This window comes from Exiguobacterium aurantiacum DSM 6208, from assembly GCF_000702585.1.
Lineage (GTDB): Bacteria > Bacillota > Bacilli > Exiguobacteriales > Exiguobacteriaceae > Exiguobacterium > Exiguobacterium aurantiacum.
In genome coordinates, this window is sequence record NZ_JNIQ01000001.1 from 235,312 (window position 1) to 250,660 (window position 15,349).

Sequence of the window (15,349 nt, forward strand, 5' to 3'; positions counted from 1 at the left end):
CAATTCCCCATAAAAAATGAACATCCTTTTCAACAGGATGTTCATTCAATCGTCAGTTTGTCGCCGTCTCTGTCAACACAGGGACGATTTGTTTTTTGCGTGAGACGACACCTTGAAGCGTCGCCAAACCGTCTTGAAGTTCAACGTTGAACGCTTTCTCGAACAAGTCTGTCTTCTCACCGACGACGAGCGCCTCCGAGTCGTTCGTCAAGATGTTCGTGATGGCGAGGACGAACAAGTCGAGCTCTTTGTCCAACAACTTCACAGCCATCGCCGCTTCGACGTCGGCTTTACGGTTCAACACATCGTTCGCATCGACCGTGTTCACTTGTGCGATTTCAACACGGTAGTCGCCCATCGCGAACTCTTTTGAGTCGAGTGTGATCAGTTCAGGTACCGTCTTCTGGCTAAGGTCGGCACCGGCTTTTAACATCTCGAGACCGTACGTCTCAACGTCCGTTCCTGAGATTTCAGCAAGCTCTTTCGCCGCTTTCACATCTTCATCCGTGCATGTTGGCGACTTGAAGAGGAGCGAGTCTGAGACGATCGCCGAAAGCATCAATCCGGCCATGTCCGGTGCGATCTCGATGCCGTGCTCTTTATAGAGTTTGAGCAAGATCGTCGCCGTGCAACCGACCGGCTCGGCCCGGTAGTAGAGCGGGTCTGCCGTTTGGAAGTTGCTGATGCGGTGGTGATCGATGACTTCAAGGATACGGACGTCTGCGATATCGACCGCGCTCTGTTGGAACTCGTTATGGTCGACCAAGATGACCGCGTTCGCTTCGTCTGAGACGCGTTCGACAAGACGTGGCGCTTTGACGCGGAAATGATCGAGTGCATATTGTGTCTCGTTGCTCACTTCACCGAGACGGACCGCCTCTGCGTCCATCCCTAATTTCTTCTTCAGCTCCGCGTAAGCGAGCGCCGAACAAATCGTGTCCGTGTCCGGGTTTTTGTGTCCGAAGACAAGTACTGTACTCATAGTTCATTCTCCTCACTGAATTAGTTTTCCCTCATTCATTATAACGTCTATGCCCGTTCTTTCAATTGCAAAACAAAAAGAGCCCGCGGGCTCTTTATGATTGTTCGTCTTCGTCTGTCTCTTCAAGGTCCGAATGGTCCCCTTTTGAGTCTTCCTCGTGTGAGATGTCGGGTTGATCGCGTTTCAACTTCTCACGTTCTTCTTGTTCGCGTTTGTCTTTGTCTGACATGCGTCTTCACCCTTTCGGTTTTGTCATGTCGTAGACTGTTCCCCGCGGATGTTGGATTCAAACAGATGTCACCCATCTGTTATCGAATTGTGATGTTACGCCTGCACGAACACGACTTCGTCGCCGCGAATCTCGACGTTGACGTCTTGCCCTTGGAATAACCACTCGTCTTGTTCGGCCACGACGAAGCGAATCCCGTCCGCCTCGGTCTCAACGGCCGCGTTGTCGATGTCTTCCGTGATGACGCCGACCGAGAAACCGTGCGTTAAATCGGTCGAACCCCCATACTTCGCGAACAAACGCACCGTCTGGCCTGACTTCACTTCCATCTCGTCTTTAAAGAATTGTAATGCTTCTTCTGTCACGTTGATTTTCATCTGACATCCTCCTCTCGACTTCTGTCTTCATTCTAATCGTTTCGAAATTGTCGAGCGAGGAAGTTGCCTAGAGCGTCGTTCCCGACATGTATGTGACCGTCAAGCTTTTCTGGACGACCGACCCACCCGTCATCTCTTGAAACGCGGCATCAAATAGTGCGCGCCCGATGTCTTCGTTCGGTGAATGCATCGTCGATAAACCGAACGCCTGCCCGATCGGATGACCGTCAAATCCGAGCACGGCGACGTCATGCGGCACCCCGAGGCCGCGCCGGGCCGCTTCCCCTAAAAAACCGAGCGCGACATAGTCAGACGAGAAAAAGAGCGCACAAGGGCGCTCCTGTTCAGAGAGGAAAGCCGAGACCAAGTTCTTTCCGTCCTCGCTCGTCAAGTATCCGCTAAAGACCCATCGCTCACGCGCGGACGAGACTTCATCGAAGTATGCCCGCTGACGCGCGATGGAGCTTGGACTGTTCGGCCTCGATAAGACGATGCCGACGTCTTTATAGCCTGCCTCTGTTATGACACGGAGACCGGCTTGAAAAGCGGTGTAATGATCGACGTGCACAGACGAGATCGTCTTCGGCGCCCCGACCGTCGCGACGGAGATCGGACCATAGGCTCGATACGTCTCCATCTCCTCGAACGTCATCGTATGCGACAACACGATCGCACCGTCAACTTCCCGATGCTTCAACAAGTCGAGCGCTTGGCGTTCTTGATCGAGTCGATATTCGGTCTGCCACATGACGAGCCGGTAGTCTTTCCCGAGCGCGGCTTTCGCCAACCCGTTGACGAACAGGCCATAGTACGGATGGTCCATGTACGGTAAGACGACGACGAACCGCTGTGTCCGACCGGTCGAGAGCGTCAACGCTTGCTGATTCCGTAAATAGCCGAGCTCTTTCATCGCGCGCTGCACCCGCTCCCGTTTCTCATCTGACACGTACGGATGCGCATTGATGACGCGCGATACCGTCGTCACGGACACGTCTGCATGTTTCGCGATATCTCGAATGTTCGCCAACTCGTCTCACCTCAGTTTGTCAGTCTTTGCATATAGTGTACCCAGTTTGCATCCGGACTGCCACCCTTGTCGATCACCTGCACACGAATCGCTTGCACGAGACGGAACCGTTCCTCGATTGGCAACTGAAGGAACTCATCTTGGAAATGGCTGCACAACATTTTTCCGAACGGCGTGTACAACTGATTGATCACCAGTTCATAGACGATCCCGCTGCAAAACGTCTTCCATGTTGATCCATTCATCGGACTTCCCCTCCTTTGATTCAAGCGTACAGGCTGAAACGCGTTTCAGAGCAAGCTTTATTTTTATTCCATCTATTTCCGAACAATATATGAATAATTCGAACGTTTTTTAGTTTTTTCATTCGAAATGATTGACGACTCAACCTCATTTTTGTATAGTCATCAAGTTGATAGCGTTTATTTCTGATTAACCGGACTATTAATGTTCGGAAATTCATCATCATAAGGAGTCTTATTCATGAACTTATTTCGTTTACAGCAACATGGAACGAACGTTAAACAAGAAGTGACCGCCGGCGTCACAACGTTCGTCACGATGGCTTACATCTCGGTCGTCAACCCGGCGATTTTGTCGGATGCCGGCATCCCGTTCGCGCAGGCGTTCACAGCGACGATTATCGCTATTTTAATCGGGACCGGGTTAATGGCGCTTTACGCCAACCTCCCGATCGCCGTCGCACCAGGGATGGGCTTGAACGCCTTCTTCGCCTATACGCTCGTCGCCCAACAGCAAATCGCCCCGTCGACCGCGCTCGGTGTCGTCTTCGTCTCGTCCGTCTTTTTCTTGATCTTATCGTTGTCCCCAATTCGGACGAAACTGATTCAAGCGATCCCGGCGTCACTGAAACATGCCATCACGACCGGAATCGGGTTGTTCATCGCTTCGCTCGGATTGAAACTGTCGGGGCTCATCGTCGCAGACGAGGCGAACCTCGTCCGTCTTGGTGATTTGTCGTCCCCGAGCGTCTTGCTCGTTCTCGGCGGTTTGATCGTCTCGGCGCTTCTGTTCTCCCGGAACGTGCCGGGCTCACTCCTCATCGGAATGGTGATCACGGGCATCGCGGCCTATTTCATGGGCTTGTTAAAAATCGACGGTGTGACGGCGATGCCGACGTTGCCGGAAGGTCTCATGGTCAATCCGGTCACGGCGTTCACCGACGTCATCCAATACGGGCTGTTCGGCGCCGTATTGTCATTCTTCCTCGTCACGCTGTTCGATACGACCGGCACGCTCGTCGGTGTCGGCAAACAAGCGGGTCTCATGAAAAAGGATGGCACGATCGAGAATGGACATCGAGCCTTGTTCGCTGACTCACTCGCGACGATGGGCGGTTCGCTCGTCGGGACGAGCCCATCGACGGCGTATATCGAGTCGGCTGCCGGCGTCGCCCAAGGCGGACGGACCGGTTTGACGACCGCTGTCGTCGCGGCCCTATTTGGACTCACGCTCTTCTTCAGCCCGCTTATCGGCGCCATCTCCGGTGTCGCCGCCATCACAGCTCCGGCGCTCATCATCGTCGGTGCCCTCATGTTGACGAACGTCCGCTACATTGACTGGTCGGACTTCAGCGAATACTTCCCGGCGTTCATGACGATTCTGATCATGCCGCTCTCAGGCAGCATCGAGCGTGGGATCGCATTCGGTTTCATCCTCTATCCGATCTTTAAGGCAATGAACAAAGAGACGGTCCACCCACTCATCTATTTGTTCGCGGGATTATTCATTTTGGAAATGTTCTTCCTATAATATTTAATTTGACCCTCGTCGCAAGACGAGGGTTTTTCTGTTATTAATCAGGGAATCACTGTCGTATAGCAGAAAAGTTGTGAATACACGTTCATTATCATCCCGTTCTCAATTAGACAGGATTTTACAGTTTTTTGTGAGAATCGCCCCATTTTTCTTTATTTTCGTCGCTCTGTTATGGAATAATGGCGTTGAAACCGTTTACGAATATCACTATTTACAGGAAAGAAGGAATGAACATGCCTAAAGTGGCGCTGTTCGTCACTTGTCTCTCCGATACGTTGTTCCCATCGGTAGGACAAGCGACGGTCGAACTATTAGAACATCTCGGTTGTGACGTCAGTTTCCCGTTCGAGCAGACGTGTTGCGGTCAACCCGCCTATAACAGCGGTTACCATGAAGAGACGAAAAAAGTGGCCAAACACATGATTGAAACGTTCGAGAAAGCCGATGCCGATTACATCGTCGGGCCGTCGGGTTCTTGCGTCATGATGATGCGTGATTATCCACACTTATTCAAAGACGACCCAGCGTGGAAAGCGCGGGCCGAGGCGCATGCGGCGAAGACGTTCGAGTTGACACAATTCATCGTCGACGTGCTCGAAGTGAAAGACGTCGGGGCGAAGTTTCCGGCCAAAGCGACGTATCACGCCTCGTGCCATATGACGCGTCTCCTCGGGATTGAGGCGGCACCGGGACAACTGCTCAAACATGTTGACGGCTTGACGATGCTTCCGCTCGATGGTGTCCATAACTGCTGTGGTTTCGGGGGGACGTTCTCGGTCAAGATGCCGGACGTATCGGTTCAGATGGTCGACGAGAAAGTGGAGTCAATCTTAAACTCAGGAGCGGACATCTTGATTGGTGCGGACGCCTCATGTCTAATGAATATCGGCGGACGCCTACATAAACAAGGGCATCCGATCAAAGTGATGCATATCGCGGAAGTGTTGAACGAAGGGGTGAAACAAGCATGAGTATGGGGATTCGGCTAGATGAAAAGTTTCAAGCACGTCGCAAAGACGGGATCGACAACCCGTTCATGCGCCAAGCTGTCAGCTCGGCTCAAAACCGGCTTCGTGACGGTCGGCTGAACGCTGCCGGCGAACTCGGGGACTGGGAAGCGTTCCGTGACCATTCGGAAGAGATTCGCCAGCACGTGCTCGAACATCTCGACTATTACTTATATCAGCTAAGTGAGAACATCTCGAAACGCGGCGGCAACGTCTTCTTCGCGGAGACACCGGAAGAAGCGAACCGATACATCCGTGAAGTCGTCCGCTCAAAAGAGGCGAAACACGTCGTCAAATCGAAATCGATGGTGACCGAGGAAATCGGTTTGAACGAGGCACTCCATGAGGAGGGTTGTACGGTCGTCGAGTCGGACCTCGGGGAATGGATCCTTCAACTCGACAACGATCCACCGTCCCATATCGTCGCCCCCGCGCTCCATAAAGATCGAAACGCCGTCCATGAAACGTTCACGGCCCACGGGTACGTCGGAACGAACGACCCGACCGAACTCGGCCGTTACGCTCGTCGCGAGCTGCGGAAAGATTTCTTGAAAGCGGAAGTCGGGATCACCGGATGTAACTTCGCCATCGCCGAGAGCGGTGCCGTCGGTCTCGTCACGAACGAAGGGAACGGCCGCATGGTCACATCGCTCCCGGATACCGTCATCTCCGTCATGGGGATGGAACGGATCGTGCCGTCATACGAAGAGTTCGAAGTGCTCGTCAACATGTTGTGCCGAAGCGCCGTCGGGCAACGTCTCACGTCGTACATCACGACGTTCGCCGGCACGAGAGGCGCCGGTGAAGTCGATGGTCCTGAAGAGTTCCATCTCGTCATCGTCGACAACAAGCGATCTGGGATTCTCGGCACCCAGTTCCAATCGGTGCTGCAATGCATCCGCTGCGCCGCCTGCATCAACGTCTGTCCCGTGTATCGTCATATTGGCGGTCACGCCTACGGCTCGATCTATCCTGGCCCGATCGGCGCCGTGCTCGCACCGCTCCTTGACGGTTACGAGAATTATAAAGAATTGCCTTACGCCTCGAGTTTATGCGGTGCCTGTACGGAAGCGTGCCCGGTCAAGATTCCGCTCCATGAGCTGTTGATCGAGCATCGCCGCGTCATCGTCGAAGAAAAGAAGCAGTCACCGTTCGTCGAACGCATCGCCATGAAAGGTTTCGCCGTCACATCATCGAGCCCGTTCTTATTCGAGGCGGCCGAACAGATGGCGCCGTTCGCCACATCCCCGTTCACAAAGGCGGGCCAAATTGATAAAGGCTTACCGGCTTGGACCGACTCGAAAGATATGCCGCAACCGGCTAAACAGACCGTACGGGACTGGTTTAAGAAACGGGGGAATGCACAGTGAATCCAGGAACAATCACGAATCGGGAAGACTTTTTGAATCGTATCGCCAAACAACTCGGACGTGACGTCGACTTGACCCCGCCCAAACGTGTGTACAAGCACCGCCCGCAAGACGAGGTGTTGAAAGACGCATCTGAAGAGGAGCTCCTTGAGACGTTTCGCATGGTTGCGATGCGCATCCATACGGACGTCGTCGAGTGCGATTCGGCTCACCTCGACGATACGCTCCGTCTTTTAATTGAACGCTATGAAGGATCCGCCATCATCGCCGAGCAAGACGAACGAATCAAATCGTGGGCACCAAAGACGAGCGAATCGTTCGATTGGTGGGACGCAGAACGTCCGGATGAAAGTCGGGCGTTAGCCGTCAAAGCCGATATCGGCATTACGATCGCTGACGAGGCGCTCGCCGAGAGCGCGACGATCGTTCAATATGCGAAGCCTGGAAAGTCGCGGACGATTAGTTTGTTGCCGCAAGATCATATCGCCATCATCCCAAAATCGGTGCTTGCCCCCCGGATGACGCAAGCAGCGAAGCGGCTCAGTGATTTGGACCGAGATGGGGACCTCGCGTCACCGAACGGCGTCAATTTCATCTCCGGCCCATCGAACTCGGCCGATATCGAGATGAACTTGATCGTCGGGGTTCACGGACCGGTCCGTGTCGCTTATGTGCTCGTTCATGACCTTTAAACAAAAAGACTCGCGCGTGAGTTATTCACGCGCGAGTCTTTTTTCATGCTTGTTCGACGGTAATGCTCCCGTTCGAACTCGCCAGTCTAAGTTCGACCGAACCGTCCCCATACGTCCGCTCGTTCGCCCGGTCCCCGAACAACTCGACTTTGCCGTTGTTCGTTTTCGCACGGATGACGGCGTCATGGGGCTCACGTTTCAGACGAACGTCGATGCGTCCATTATTCGTCTTCAGGCGGACCGGGTGCTCGAGCGCATCAATCGCATAGTCGATCCGACCGTTCGAGGTCTTCGCCTCGACAGTGCCTCGTACGTCATGGATATCGAGACGTCCGTTCGAGGAGTGGACCTCTAATCGATCGACGCTCGAGGTGCCTACTTCCACGCGCCCGTTCGATGAATGGGCATGTAACGCCTGACCGCTCACCGCCGTGAGACTGACTTTCCCGTTCGAGGAGCGGAAAGAGCCGCGCTTCGCATTCACGGTGTGAACCGTGATGCTTCCGTTCTCGCTCTCGACTTCGACCGATGCCGCATCTAGGTTCCGCACGTCGCACGAGCCGTGACGATTTTTCAAGACGACTTGCTCATACGCATGACGGGGCAGCTCGACGTGGAGCACCGGGGCCTTCGTCACCGCCCAGGCGAACAAGTTCGATAGACCGAAGCGACGCTCGGATTCGATTCGGATTTCCAAGGTGTCCCCGACGATATTCATCGTCACCCCGTGGTCTCGTTCCGTCTCGAGCGTGGCGTAGGCAAAACCGTCATGCGACGGGGCGACGCGGACCTGCGCTTGCAGGACGTCGATCGAGACGTTTTGGAACGCCACGTTCTGGCTTTTGACGACGGTCGGCTCTTTACGACTAACTTCAGAAGATGAGTCGGCCGAACCGAGCAGTTCACCGGCTAACGTCTCCGGCCGTCCAAGCTCTTCAATCATCGCCTCGTCCGTCTTTCCGTCTGCCCGTCCGTTCGCAAAATACTCGGACACGTCACGCAACATATCGACCCGTTCGATGACGCTCACCCCGGCAAGCAATCGTTCGAGCTCTCCCAAATACTGTTCTTCTATCATACGTCGTCTCCCCCTTTGATCAATTCGTTGACGCCTGTCGTGAACAATTCCCACTCGTTCCGTAACGCCTCTAGATGCATCTGCCCTTGGTCCGTGATCGTGTAATACTTTCGCGGCGGCCCTTCGGCCGACTCTTTTAAATATGTCGTGAAGTACCCGTCAGACGTTAACCGCCGGAGGAGCGGATAGACCGCCCCTTCCGAGATGGACACTTTCGCCGAAATGGCTTGGACGAGCTCGTAGCCGTAACGATCACCCTGTTCGACGAGCGCGAGCACGCATAGATTGAGCACGCCCTTTTTAAATTGAGGATTCATCATCCCGCCTCCTCTACTATACATTGAACAATAGCCCAACGTTCACTATTAGTCAATGAATACTAGTGGATTTCCTGATTTTTCTTGATTGTTGGTAACGGCTGAATGAAATCTGTACAATGGAGGGACGAACTAGTCAGGATTTTTGTCACAGATGGAATGTACACAGTTCCAGGAAGGAACGGTCTATATGAAAGCATGGATTGACCAGCGGATCGGAAGGCAGTTTTTATTCGTCTTCTACTTATTCATCGGACTGATCCTCCTTACCTCGCTTGCCGTATACGTGTTTACGGAAAATCGCATCGAACAGACGACGACCTCGCTCGAGAATGTCAGCGAACGCAGAACGAATGCGACTGAGCTATTCGAGACGTGGCAATCAATGCAATACGAGATGCGCGGATACGTCATCCTCGGTGACGAGGAGATGCTCACCCGCGTCAAAGATAAACAGGCGTTGATTGAGACTCAGACCGCTTGGTTCGAAGCGAACGCGGTCACTGAAAAAGAGAAACTATACGCTAGCGACGCTCGCACGCTCTTCTCGGCCTATCAAGAGCGGGTCATGCCGAGCCTCGAACGATATGTCGTGGCGAAACGAGCCGGTACGGTGACGGAGCCGTTCCTCCAGATGCCCACACTTGGAAAAGTGACGCCACAGGCGGAACCACCGGCGGACCGAAAGTTTAAAATCAACTCGAAAAGCGCTGCCGATATGAGCGCGAGCATCGTCGACATGGAGTCCGTATTCACCGAATATCGAAACTCCTTGAACGAAGAAGAGAATCAACTACGTTAGCAACTCGCGACACATACGAAGTGGGCGCAAGTGCTTTGGTTACTATCACTGCTAGGCGTCTTGCTCGTTCTCTTCATCGCGGCCCGTCCGTATGTGCAGCGATTGACGGGTCAACTTCAAGACTTGATCGTCAACAGCGGTCGGCTCGCGCACGAACAAGTCGTACCGGCGCAGTGGGGCTCGTCCCGAAACGAGGTCGGCCAATTGACCGACTCGTTCCGTCAGATGGCGTCCTCGCTCGCGACGCAACGTCATCAAGTCGAAGAGGAACGGGAAAAGACGGCCCGTCTGCTTCACTCGATTCGGGACGCCGTCATTTACGTCGAACATACGACGAATGACAAGATGGCGAACCAGGCACTATTCGTCATGTTCAATCAAGCCGTCACGAAACGAAACGAGATGGACTTGTATCGTCTCGACGCCGACTTAGAAGCACTCGGCCTCCAAGTCGACCAAAAAGACGCATTCTTCTCGTTCATGCGGCGTGCTTTCGAAGGTGAGAGCATGGAAGAAAGTGAAACGTTCTCGATGAACCAAGAAGAGCGCTTCATTCAGATGTATGCGGAGAAGATTTATTTACGGGGCACGCGACACGGGACGATGCTCGTCTTCCGTGACGTGACACAAGAGACAGAAGTCGATCGCTTGAAGACCGAACTCGTCTCGACGGTATCCCATGAGTTGCGCACCCCGCTCACGAGCATCATCGGCTTCACGGAGCTCTTGCGCTATCGGAGCTTACAGCCGGAACGCGTCGATCAATATTTGGGCATGATTCACCAAGAGACGCTGCGTCTCGAGGACTTGATTTCCAACCTCCTCGACGTCCAGCGCATGGAGTCTGGTCAACAGGCTTACGACAATCAGCCTGAACGTCTACATGACATCTTGGCGGAGACGATTGCGATGCATCAAGGCTCGAGCCTACATCACGATCTCACGCTCGAATGTGATACGAACCTCCTCGTTTACGGGGATCGCGATCGGTTGAGCCAACTGTTCACGAACTTGCTTCACAACGCGATTAAATATTCGCCGGAAGGTGGAAAAGTCGCCGTCTGTGTCACGCACGACCAGGCGGACACGATTGAGATTTCGGTTCAAGACAAAGGCATCGGAATCCCCGAATCGGCGATCTCCAAACTGTTCGACAAGTTTTATCGCGTCGACAACTCGGCCAGCCGTAAAATCGGCGGCACCGGTCTTGGCCTCGCCATCTGTAAAGAGATCGCGGAAGGCCATGGCGGATCGATCCATGTCGATTCAAGCGTCGGTGAAGGATCGACCTTCACCATCACGTTACCGAAATATGTAGCCGAAGATAAGATGAGTAGTTAATAAAGAAAGGGGCCGCATCGCGCGGACCCCTGTTTTTTATTGGACTTTGTTCTCTGGACCGAACGCCGGATAGAGCGAAAGGCCACCGTCCGCAAAGATTGTCGTACCGGTCACGTACGACGACTCATCTGATGCGAGCCATGCGGCGACCGCCGATATTTGTTCGGGACGACCGATCTCATGCGTCGGGATGAGCGCCTCGAGCCCTTTCTTCTCTTCCGGGTCTTGCATCGTCTCTTCGTTGATTGGTGTATCAATCGCACCTGGTGCGATCGCGTTCACGCGAATCTTGTTCGGTGCGTATTCGAGCGCGACCGATTTTGTGAACATCTTGACGCCGCCTTTACTCGCCGCGTAGTGGGTATAACCCGGACGCGGGATGACTTCATGCACCGACGACATGTTGATGATATTCCCTTGAATCTCGTGTTCGACGAAATATTTCAAAGCGGCCCGCACACCTAGGAACGTGCCCGTCAAGTTCGTATCGATGATTTTCTTCCAGTTATCGAGCTCCATCTCATGTGTCTTCGCCTCGACTTGGACACCCGCATTGTTGACGAAGATGTCCATCTTTCCAAATTCTGAGACGGCTTTTTCAATCATCTTCTCGGCGAGCCCTTCTTCCGCGACGTCCCCTTTGACCGCGACCGCTTTTCCGCCACTCGCTTCGATGCCGCGAATGACCTCATTCATCTCGTCTTCACTGCTGCGATAGTTCAAGACGACGCTAACGCCTTCCTGCGCATAACGTTCAGCAACAGCACGTCCGATTCCTTTCGAACTCCCGGTGATGACCGCGACTTTTCCTTTTAACTCTGGATAGTTTGCCATGTCGTTTCCTCCTTCAGCTTCTCGTTTTGTAGTTCCCTCATTCCCTTCTTATTGAAACCTTTTGGCCTCTATTTTGAATATTTATGGCAAATCTACTATACTGAAACCAACTATTCGTTCTCAGGAATCGTCTGAACGACATACAATCTTATTTTATGGAGGTGACTCCCCGATTTTTGGGGGAATTTTTGGACAGTCCCACGTTACTCAGTTTATTCATCGTTGCCCTGCTCATCTTCTTGACCGCTTTTTTCGTCGCGGCCGAATTTTCAATTGTCAAAGTACGCAGTGCGAGACTCGACCAGCTTGTGCTTGAAGGGAACAGACGGGCAGTCGTCGCAAAAAAAGTGATCGAAAATTTAGATGACTCACTTTCCGCTTCACAATTTGGCATCACGCTTGCGGCACTTGGACTCGGTTGGATTGGTGCCGATCAAATCGAAGGGATGATGGAACCGCTCGTCAACTTGTTGAACGTTTCGCCGACGGTCTCCACTGTCCTCTCGTTCTTACTCGCCTTTTTGCTGATCGCCTTCTTGCACGTCGTCATCGGCGAACTCGTGCCGAAAACGCTTGCCGTGCATGAAGCGGAAAAACTGACGCTTCTCGTCGCCAGACCGCTGTTCGCGTTCACGAGATTGATGTATCCGTTCATTCGCGTGCTGAACAGCCTGGCCCGCCTCACGCTTCGCCTGTTCGGTGTACAGACGACGGCGCAAGAGACAGCACATTCGGAAGAAGAGCTGAAAATCATCATGACGGAGAGTTTCAAAAGCGGAGAAATTAACGAGAATGAGCTCGCGTACGTTCAAAACATCTTTTCATTCGATGAACGGATCGCCAAAGATGCGATGGTACCTCGGATGAATATGGTGACGATTGATGAGGAAGATTCGATTGAATCGATTATCGCAACCGTCCAAGAACACCAGTATACGCGCTACCCGGTCACACGTGACGGTGATCGCGATGACGTGCTCGGCTTCGTCAACGCCAAGCAGTTATTCACGGCACAGCTTACGAACAGTGACGCCCCGTTCGAATCGTTCATCCATCAGTTACCGCTCGTCACCGAGTTCACACCGCTCCAAGAGGCGATGGTGAAAATGCAGAATGCGCGCACGATGATGTGTCTTGTCATCGATGAGTACGGGGGCACAGCTGGCCTGCTCACGATCGAAGACATTCTCGAAGAGATCGTCGGTGAGATTCGTGACGAGTTTGACCGTGATGAACAAGCCGAGATCACGGAAGTCGCCCCGGGCCATTATCGCCTGTCGGGTCTCGTCCTTACGCAAGAGATAGAAGAGCGTTTCGGTATCGAGATCGAAGACGATGTCGATACGATCGGCGGCTTTGTGTTGTCACAAAAAGCGAACGCTCGGACCGGCGAACGCTTCATCTTACAAGGTGACCACGAGTTGATCGTCCGCGAGGTGGACAATCATCGTATCGTTTTCGTCGACTTGATCCTGGCCCATAAAGATGAAATTCAGAACGAAGTCGACTGACCGACTCCTCTAGCCTGCCCCTCTCAATCGGGGCAGGCTTTTCTTATGTGCTCAGAACTGTCGCTATATTTTCAAGCCTTGTCGTGATATACTGCACATATGTTGCTTATTTGAGTGCGTGTCACTCATTGACACAACATCACCGAACTATTCAAGATTGTTCGGTCCAACAACTACAGAAAGAAGGTTACGCATGGAACGTAAACTATTTTTAATTGACGGTAACTCCATGCTGGCCAGTGCCTATTACGGTGCCGCCGCGAGCCGAACGAAAAAAGGACGCGAGGTATCTAAAAACGATCGGAGTGCCGTCATCGGAATGACTGGCCTCATCCGGACGATTCTACGCAGACATCGTCCATCCCATTTTGTCGTCGTGTGGGACGTCTCACGTGAAACATTATGGCGTCGAGAGCTATATCCAGGCTATAAACGCCGTCGTCGCCAAACCCCACCCGAGCTGAAGGCTCAAATGGAACTTATGCGCCAACTACTTGAAGAGAGCGGCATCCCGCAATATCAAGTCGAAGGGTATGAAGGTGAAGATTTGATCGCCCACATCGCTCGGAAGTTCAGCTGTAGCGCTCCTGTCGTCATCATGACGAAGGACAAAGACTTACTTCAGCTCGTGAGCCCACGTATCACCGTCTGGCTTCAGACACAAGAACTGCAACAAATGCAGGCACGTTGTGACATCAAAGACAACCGCCCGCTTCCACTTAAGCGACATCTCGAAATTCGCCCGGAAGAAATTGCAGCACTCTATGAAGGCTTGAAGCCAAAACAGCTCTCCGCCGTCAAAGCGTTGACCGGGGACCGTTCCGACGGGATTCCGCCTGTGGCCGGACTTGACGAGAGTCAGTCGGTACAATTGATCAAGCGATTCGGTTCGCTCGAAAAATTGTATACGGCGCTCAGCGTCAAAGGCGACAAGCGACAACAAATCAATGAAACGATCGCGGCACTGACGTCAGAGGAAGTGCCCCGTAACTTGAGACGCACCCGCAAGAAAGCCGAGCGCAACATGGAGCTCGTCCGTCTCGATGTCACGGTGCCAGAACTTGAACATTTGAAACTCGCTCACCTTGAGCTCAGCATCAATTCAAAACGTGTCGAACAAGCGTATCAAAAACGCGGCATTCGTCTCTCGTTTGATTCAAGTCAAAAGAAAATTTCAGCACGCTAAAAAAGCGCGGACATTAGTCCACGCTTTTTATGTTGACCGTGATACCGTCGTCATCGGTGAGCGACCAGTCTGCTGTCGTCCCGCCAAGTTCGCGGTTCGTCGCCGCATCGACTAAGAGCGTCCACGCCTCAAGACCGGCCTCTTCCCCCATCGGCGCGCTCGGCCGCGCCCAAACGTTCGTCCCGATGTGGTGATGGTACCCGTCAGCGGCTAAAAACAATGCGCCCGGGTACGAATCGGTCGTCACGGTGAAGCCGAGACGATTTTGATAGAATAACTTCGCCGCTTCAAGGGAACGTACTTTGAAGTGGACGTGTCCCATCGTCGTCCCGGATGGTAACCCTGTGAACGGACGGTCGGACGCAGCCTCGAGCATCGATTCGTACTCGACCGGGTCCGTCGACATCTTCACATGTCCGTTCGCCTCATACTCCCATTGCTCGCGGGGGCGATCGGCATATAGTTCAATGCCATTGCCTTCCGGATCGCTCAAGTAGAACGCCTCGCTGACCAAATGATCGCCTTGTCCGACTTCGATCCGTTGTTCAATCAAATGGCGGAGAATGCGCCCGAGCTCGATACGATCCGGGAGCAAGATTGCCATGTGGAACAAACCGGCTGTCCGCGGATTCGGACGAACACCTTTCACTTCATGCAAGATGACGAGCGGTGTCGTCTTTGCACCGAGCGTCACGTACCCGTCTCTCGTGTCGAGGACATCCATCCCGATGACTTCTTTATAAAAAGCTTGCATCGTGTTCAAGTCGCTGACGCGCAACGTGACGGCGCCGAGTTGTACATTTGTTAACTTCATGTT

At 53.2% G+C, this 15,349-nt stretch carries 17 protein-coding genes; 8 read left to right on the forward strand and 9 right to left on the reverse strand.

Going from position 1 to position 15,349, the window contains the following annotated elements; translation table 11 throughout:
- Positions 1-52: 52 nt before the first annotated feature.
- The 5 genes from P398_RS0101360 to P398_RS0101380 all read right to left on the reverse strand — a co-directional run bounded on the left by P398_RS0101360 (position 53) and on the right by P398_RS0101380 (position 2,860).
- Positions 53-982, reverse strand: a complete 930-nt coding sequence (locus P398_RS0101360) for a manganese-dependent inorganic pyrophosphatase (RefSeq protein WP_029333827.1) — start codon at positions 980-982, stop codon at positions 53-55.
- Positions 983-1,076: 94 nt separating this feature from the next.
- Positions 1,077-1,211, reverse strand: a complete 135-nt coding sequence (locus P398_RS17115) for a hypothetical protein (RefSeq protein ID WP_255313313.1) — start codon at positions 1,209-1,211, stop codon at positions 1,077-1,079.
- Positions 1,212-1,306: 95 nt separating this feature from the next.
- Positions 1,307-1,588 carry a HesB/YadR/YfhF family protein gene (locus P398_RS0101370; protein WP_029333828.1) on the reverse strand — a complete coding sequence of 94 codons (282 nt, stop codon included), beginning with the start codon at positions 1,586-1,588 and terminating at the stop codon, positions 1,307-1,309.
- Positions 1,589-1,655: 67 nt separating this feature from the next.
- Entirely contained in the window at positions 1,656-2,615 is a 960-nt protein-coding gene (locus tag P398_RS0101375) for a LacI family DNA-binding transcriptional regulator (protein WP_029333829.1), read from the reverse strand.
- Between the two features lie 11 nt (positions 2,616-2,626).
- Entirely contained in the window at positions 2,627-2,860 is a 234-nt protein-coding gene (locus P398_RS0101380; RefSeq protein ID WP_024370896.1) for a hypothetical protein, read from the reverse strand.
- Positions 2,861-3,098: 238 nt separating this feature from the next.
- Between P398_RS0101380 and P398_RS0101385 the strand changes: the two genes are divergently transcribed.
- From P398_RS0101385 to P398_RS0101400, 4 genes are all read left to right on the forward strand, one after another.
- Positions 3,099-4,388: an NCS2 family permease gene (locus P398_RS0101385; RefSeq protein ID WP_029333830.1), complete on the forward strand. Its 1,290-nt coding sequence runs from the start codon at positions 3,099-3,101 to the stop codon at positions 4,386-4,388.
- Between the two features lie 239 nt (positions 4,389-4,627).
- Positions 4,628-5,365, forward strand: a complete 738-nt coding sequence (locus tag P398_RS0101390; RefSeq protein WP_024370898.1) for a (Fe-S)-binding protein — start codon at positions 4,628-4,630, stop codon at positions 5,363-5,365.
- 2 nt (positions 5,366-5,367) lie between these two features.
- Positions 5,368-6,771, forward strand: a complete 1,404-nt coding sequence (locus P398_RS0101395) for a LutB/LldF family L-lactate oxidation iron-sulfur protein (protein WP_024370899.1) — start codon at positions 5,368-5,370, stop codon at positions 6,769-6,771.
- Positions 6,768-7,463: a LutC/YkgG family protein gene (locus tag P398_RS0101400; protein ID WP_029333831.1), complete on the forward strand. Its 696-nt coding sequence runs from the start codon at positions 6,768-6,770 to the stop codon at positions 7,461-7,463. Before P398_RS0101395 ends, P398_RS0101400 begins: the two co-directional genes overlap by 4 nt.
- A 43-nt stretch (positions 7,464-7,506) precedes the next feature.
- Here the strand turns inward: P398_RS0101400 and P398_RS0101405 are convergent, their stop codons facing one another.
- Entirely contained in the window at positions 7,507-8,541 is a 1,035-nt protein-coding gene (locus P398_RS0101405) for a DUF4097 family beta strand repeat-containing protein (RefSeq protein ID WP_029333832.1), read from the reverse strand.
- Positions 8,538-8,858 carry a PadR family transcriptional regulator gene (locus tag P398_RS0101410; protein WP_029333833.1) on the reverse strand — a complete coding sequence of 107 codons (321 nt, stop codon included), beginning with the start codon at positions 8,856-8,858 and terminating at the stop codon, positions 8,538-8,540. The genes P398_RS0101405 and P398_RS0101410 overlap by 4 nt, the downstream gene beginning before the upstream one ends.
- Positions 8,859-9,048: 190 nt before the next feature.
- On the opposite strand from P398_RS0101410, the gene P398_RS17010 reads away from it, so the two are divergent.
- Positions 9,049-9,660, forward strand: coding sequence for a CHASE3 domain-containing protein (locus P398_RS17010; RefSeq protein WP_235263289.1), 612 nt, complete (start codon positions 9,049-9,051; stop codon positions 9,658-9,660).
- Positions 9,661-9,690: 30 nt separating this feature from the next.
- Complete coding sequence (locus tag P398_RS16280; protein WP_235263290.1) at positions 9,691-11,001, forward strand: sensor histidine kinase; 1,311 nt, start codon at positions 9,691-9,693, stop codon at positions 10,999-11,001.
- A gap of 36 nt (positions 11,002-11,037) precedes the next feature.
- Here P398_RS16280 and P398_RS0101425 read toward each other — a convergent pair whose 3' ends face one another.
- Complete coding sequence (locus P398_RS0101425) at positions 11,038-11,835, reverse strand: glucose 1-dehydrogenase (protein ID WP_029333836.1); 798 nt, start codon at positions 11,833-11,835, stop codon at positions 11,038-11,040.
- A 155-nt stretch (positions 11,836-11,990) separates the two neighbouring features.
- Here P398_RS0101425 and P398_RS0101430 point away from each other — a divergent pair, with 155 nt between their 5' ends.
- Both P398_RS0101430 and P398_RS0101435 read left to right on the forward strand, forming a co-directional pair.
- The gene (locus P398_RS0101430) at positions 11,991-13,346 is read left to right on the forward strand and encodes a hemolysin family protein (protein ID WP_029333837.1); all 1,356 of its coding nucleotides are present in this window, start codon (positions 11,991-11,993) and stop codon (positions 13,344-13,346) included.
- Between the two features lie 193 nt (positions 13,347-13,539).
- On the forward strand, positions 13,540-14,532 hold the full coding sequence (locus P398_RS0101435; RefSeq protein WP_024370906.1) for a 5'-3' exonuclease: 993 nt from the start codon (positions 13,540-13,542) through the stop codon (positions 14,530-14,532).
- A gap of 13 nt (positions 14,533-14,545) precedes the next feature.
- On the opposite strand, the gene P398_RS0101440 is transcribed toward P398_RS0101435, so the two are convergent.
- Entirely contained in the window at positions 14,546-15,346 is an 801-nt protein-coding gene (locus P398_RS0101440) for a VOC family protein (RefSeq protein ID WP_029333838.1), read from the reverse strand.
- Between the last annotated feature and the right edge of the window lie 3 nt (positions 15,347-15,349).

Excerpts from the sequence above, each read along its gene's own strand:
- P398_RS0101360 (WP_029333827.1), bottom strand. The coding sequence starts at position 982 with ATGAGTACAGTACTTGTCTTCGGACACAAAAACCCGGACACGGACACG.
- P398_RS0101435 (WP_024370906.1), top strand. The coding sequence starts at position 13,540 with ATGGAACGTAAACTATTTTTAATTGACGGTAACTCCATGCTGGCCAGT.
- P398_RS0101410 (WP_029333833.1), bottom strand. The coding sequence starts at position 8,858 with ATGAATCCTCAATTTAAAAAGGGCGTGCTCAATCTATGCGTGCTCGCG.
- P398_RS0101370 (WP_029333828.1), bottom strand. The coding sequence starts at position 1,588 with ATGAAAATCAACGTGACAGAAGAAGCATTACAATTCTTTAAAGACGAG.
- P398_RS0101425 (WP_029333836.1), bottom strand. The coding sequence starts at position 11,835 with ATGGCAAACTATCCAGAGTTAAAAGGAAAAGTCGCGGTCATCACCGGG.
- P398_RS0101395 (WP_024370899.1), top strand. The coding sequence starts at position 5,368 with ATGGGGATTCGGCTAGATGAAAAGTTTCAAGCACGTCGCAAAGACGGG.
- P398_RS0101390 (WP_024370898.1), top strand. The coding sequence starts at position 4,628 with ATGCCTAAAGTGGCGCTGTTCGTCACTTGTCTCTCCGATACGTTGTTC.
- P398_RS0101380 (WP_024370896.1), bottom strand. The coding sequence starts at position 2,860 with ATGAATGGATCAACATGGAAGACGTTTTGCAGCGGGATCGTCTATGAA.
- P398_RS0101440 (WP_029333838.1), bottom strand. The coding sequence starts at position 15,346 with ATGAAGTTAACAAATGTACAACTCGGCGCCGTCACGTTGCGCGTCAGC.
- P398_RS17115 (WP_255313313.1), bottom strand. The coding sequence starts at position 1,211 with ATGTCAGACAAAGACAAACGCGAACAAGAAGAACGTGAGAAGTTGAAA.
- P398_RS17010 (WP_235263289.1), top strand. The coding sequence starts at position 9,049 with ATGAAAGCATGGATTGACCAGCGGATCGGAAGGCAGTTTTTATTCGTC.
- P398_RS0101430 (WP_029333837.1), top strand. The coding sequence starts at position 11,991 with ATGGAGGTGACTCCCCGATTTTTGGGGGAATTTTTGGACAGTCCCACG.
- P398_RS0101405 (WP_029333832.1), bottom strand. The coding sequence starts at position 8,541 with ATGATAGAAGAACAGTATTTGGGAGAGCTCGAACGATTGCTTGCCGGG.
- P398_RS0101385 (WP_029333830.1), top strand. The coding sequence starts at position 3,099 with ATGAACTTATTTCGTTTACAGCAACATGGAACGAACGTTAAACAAGAA.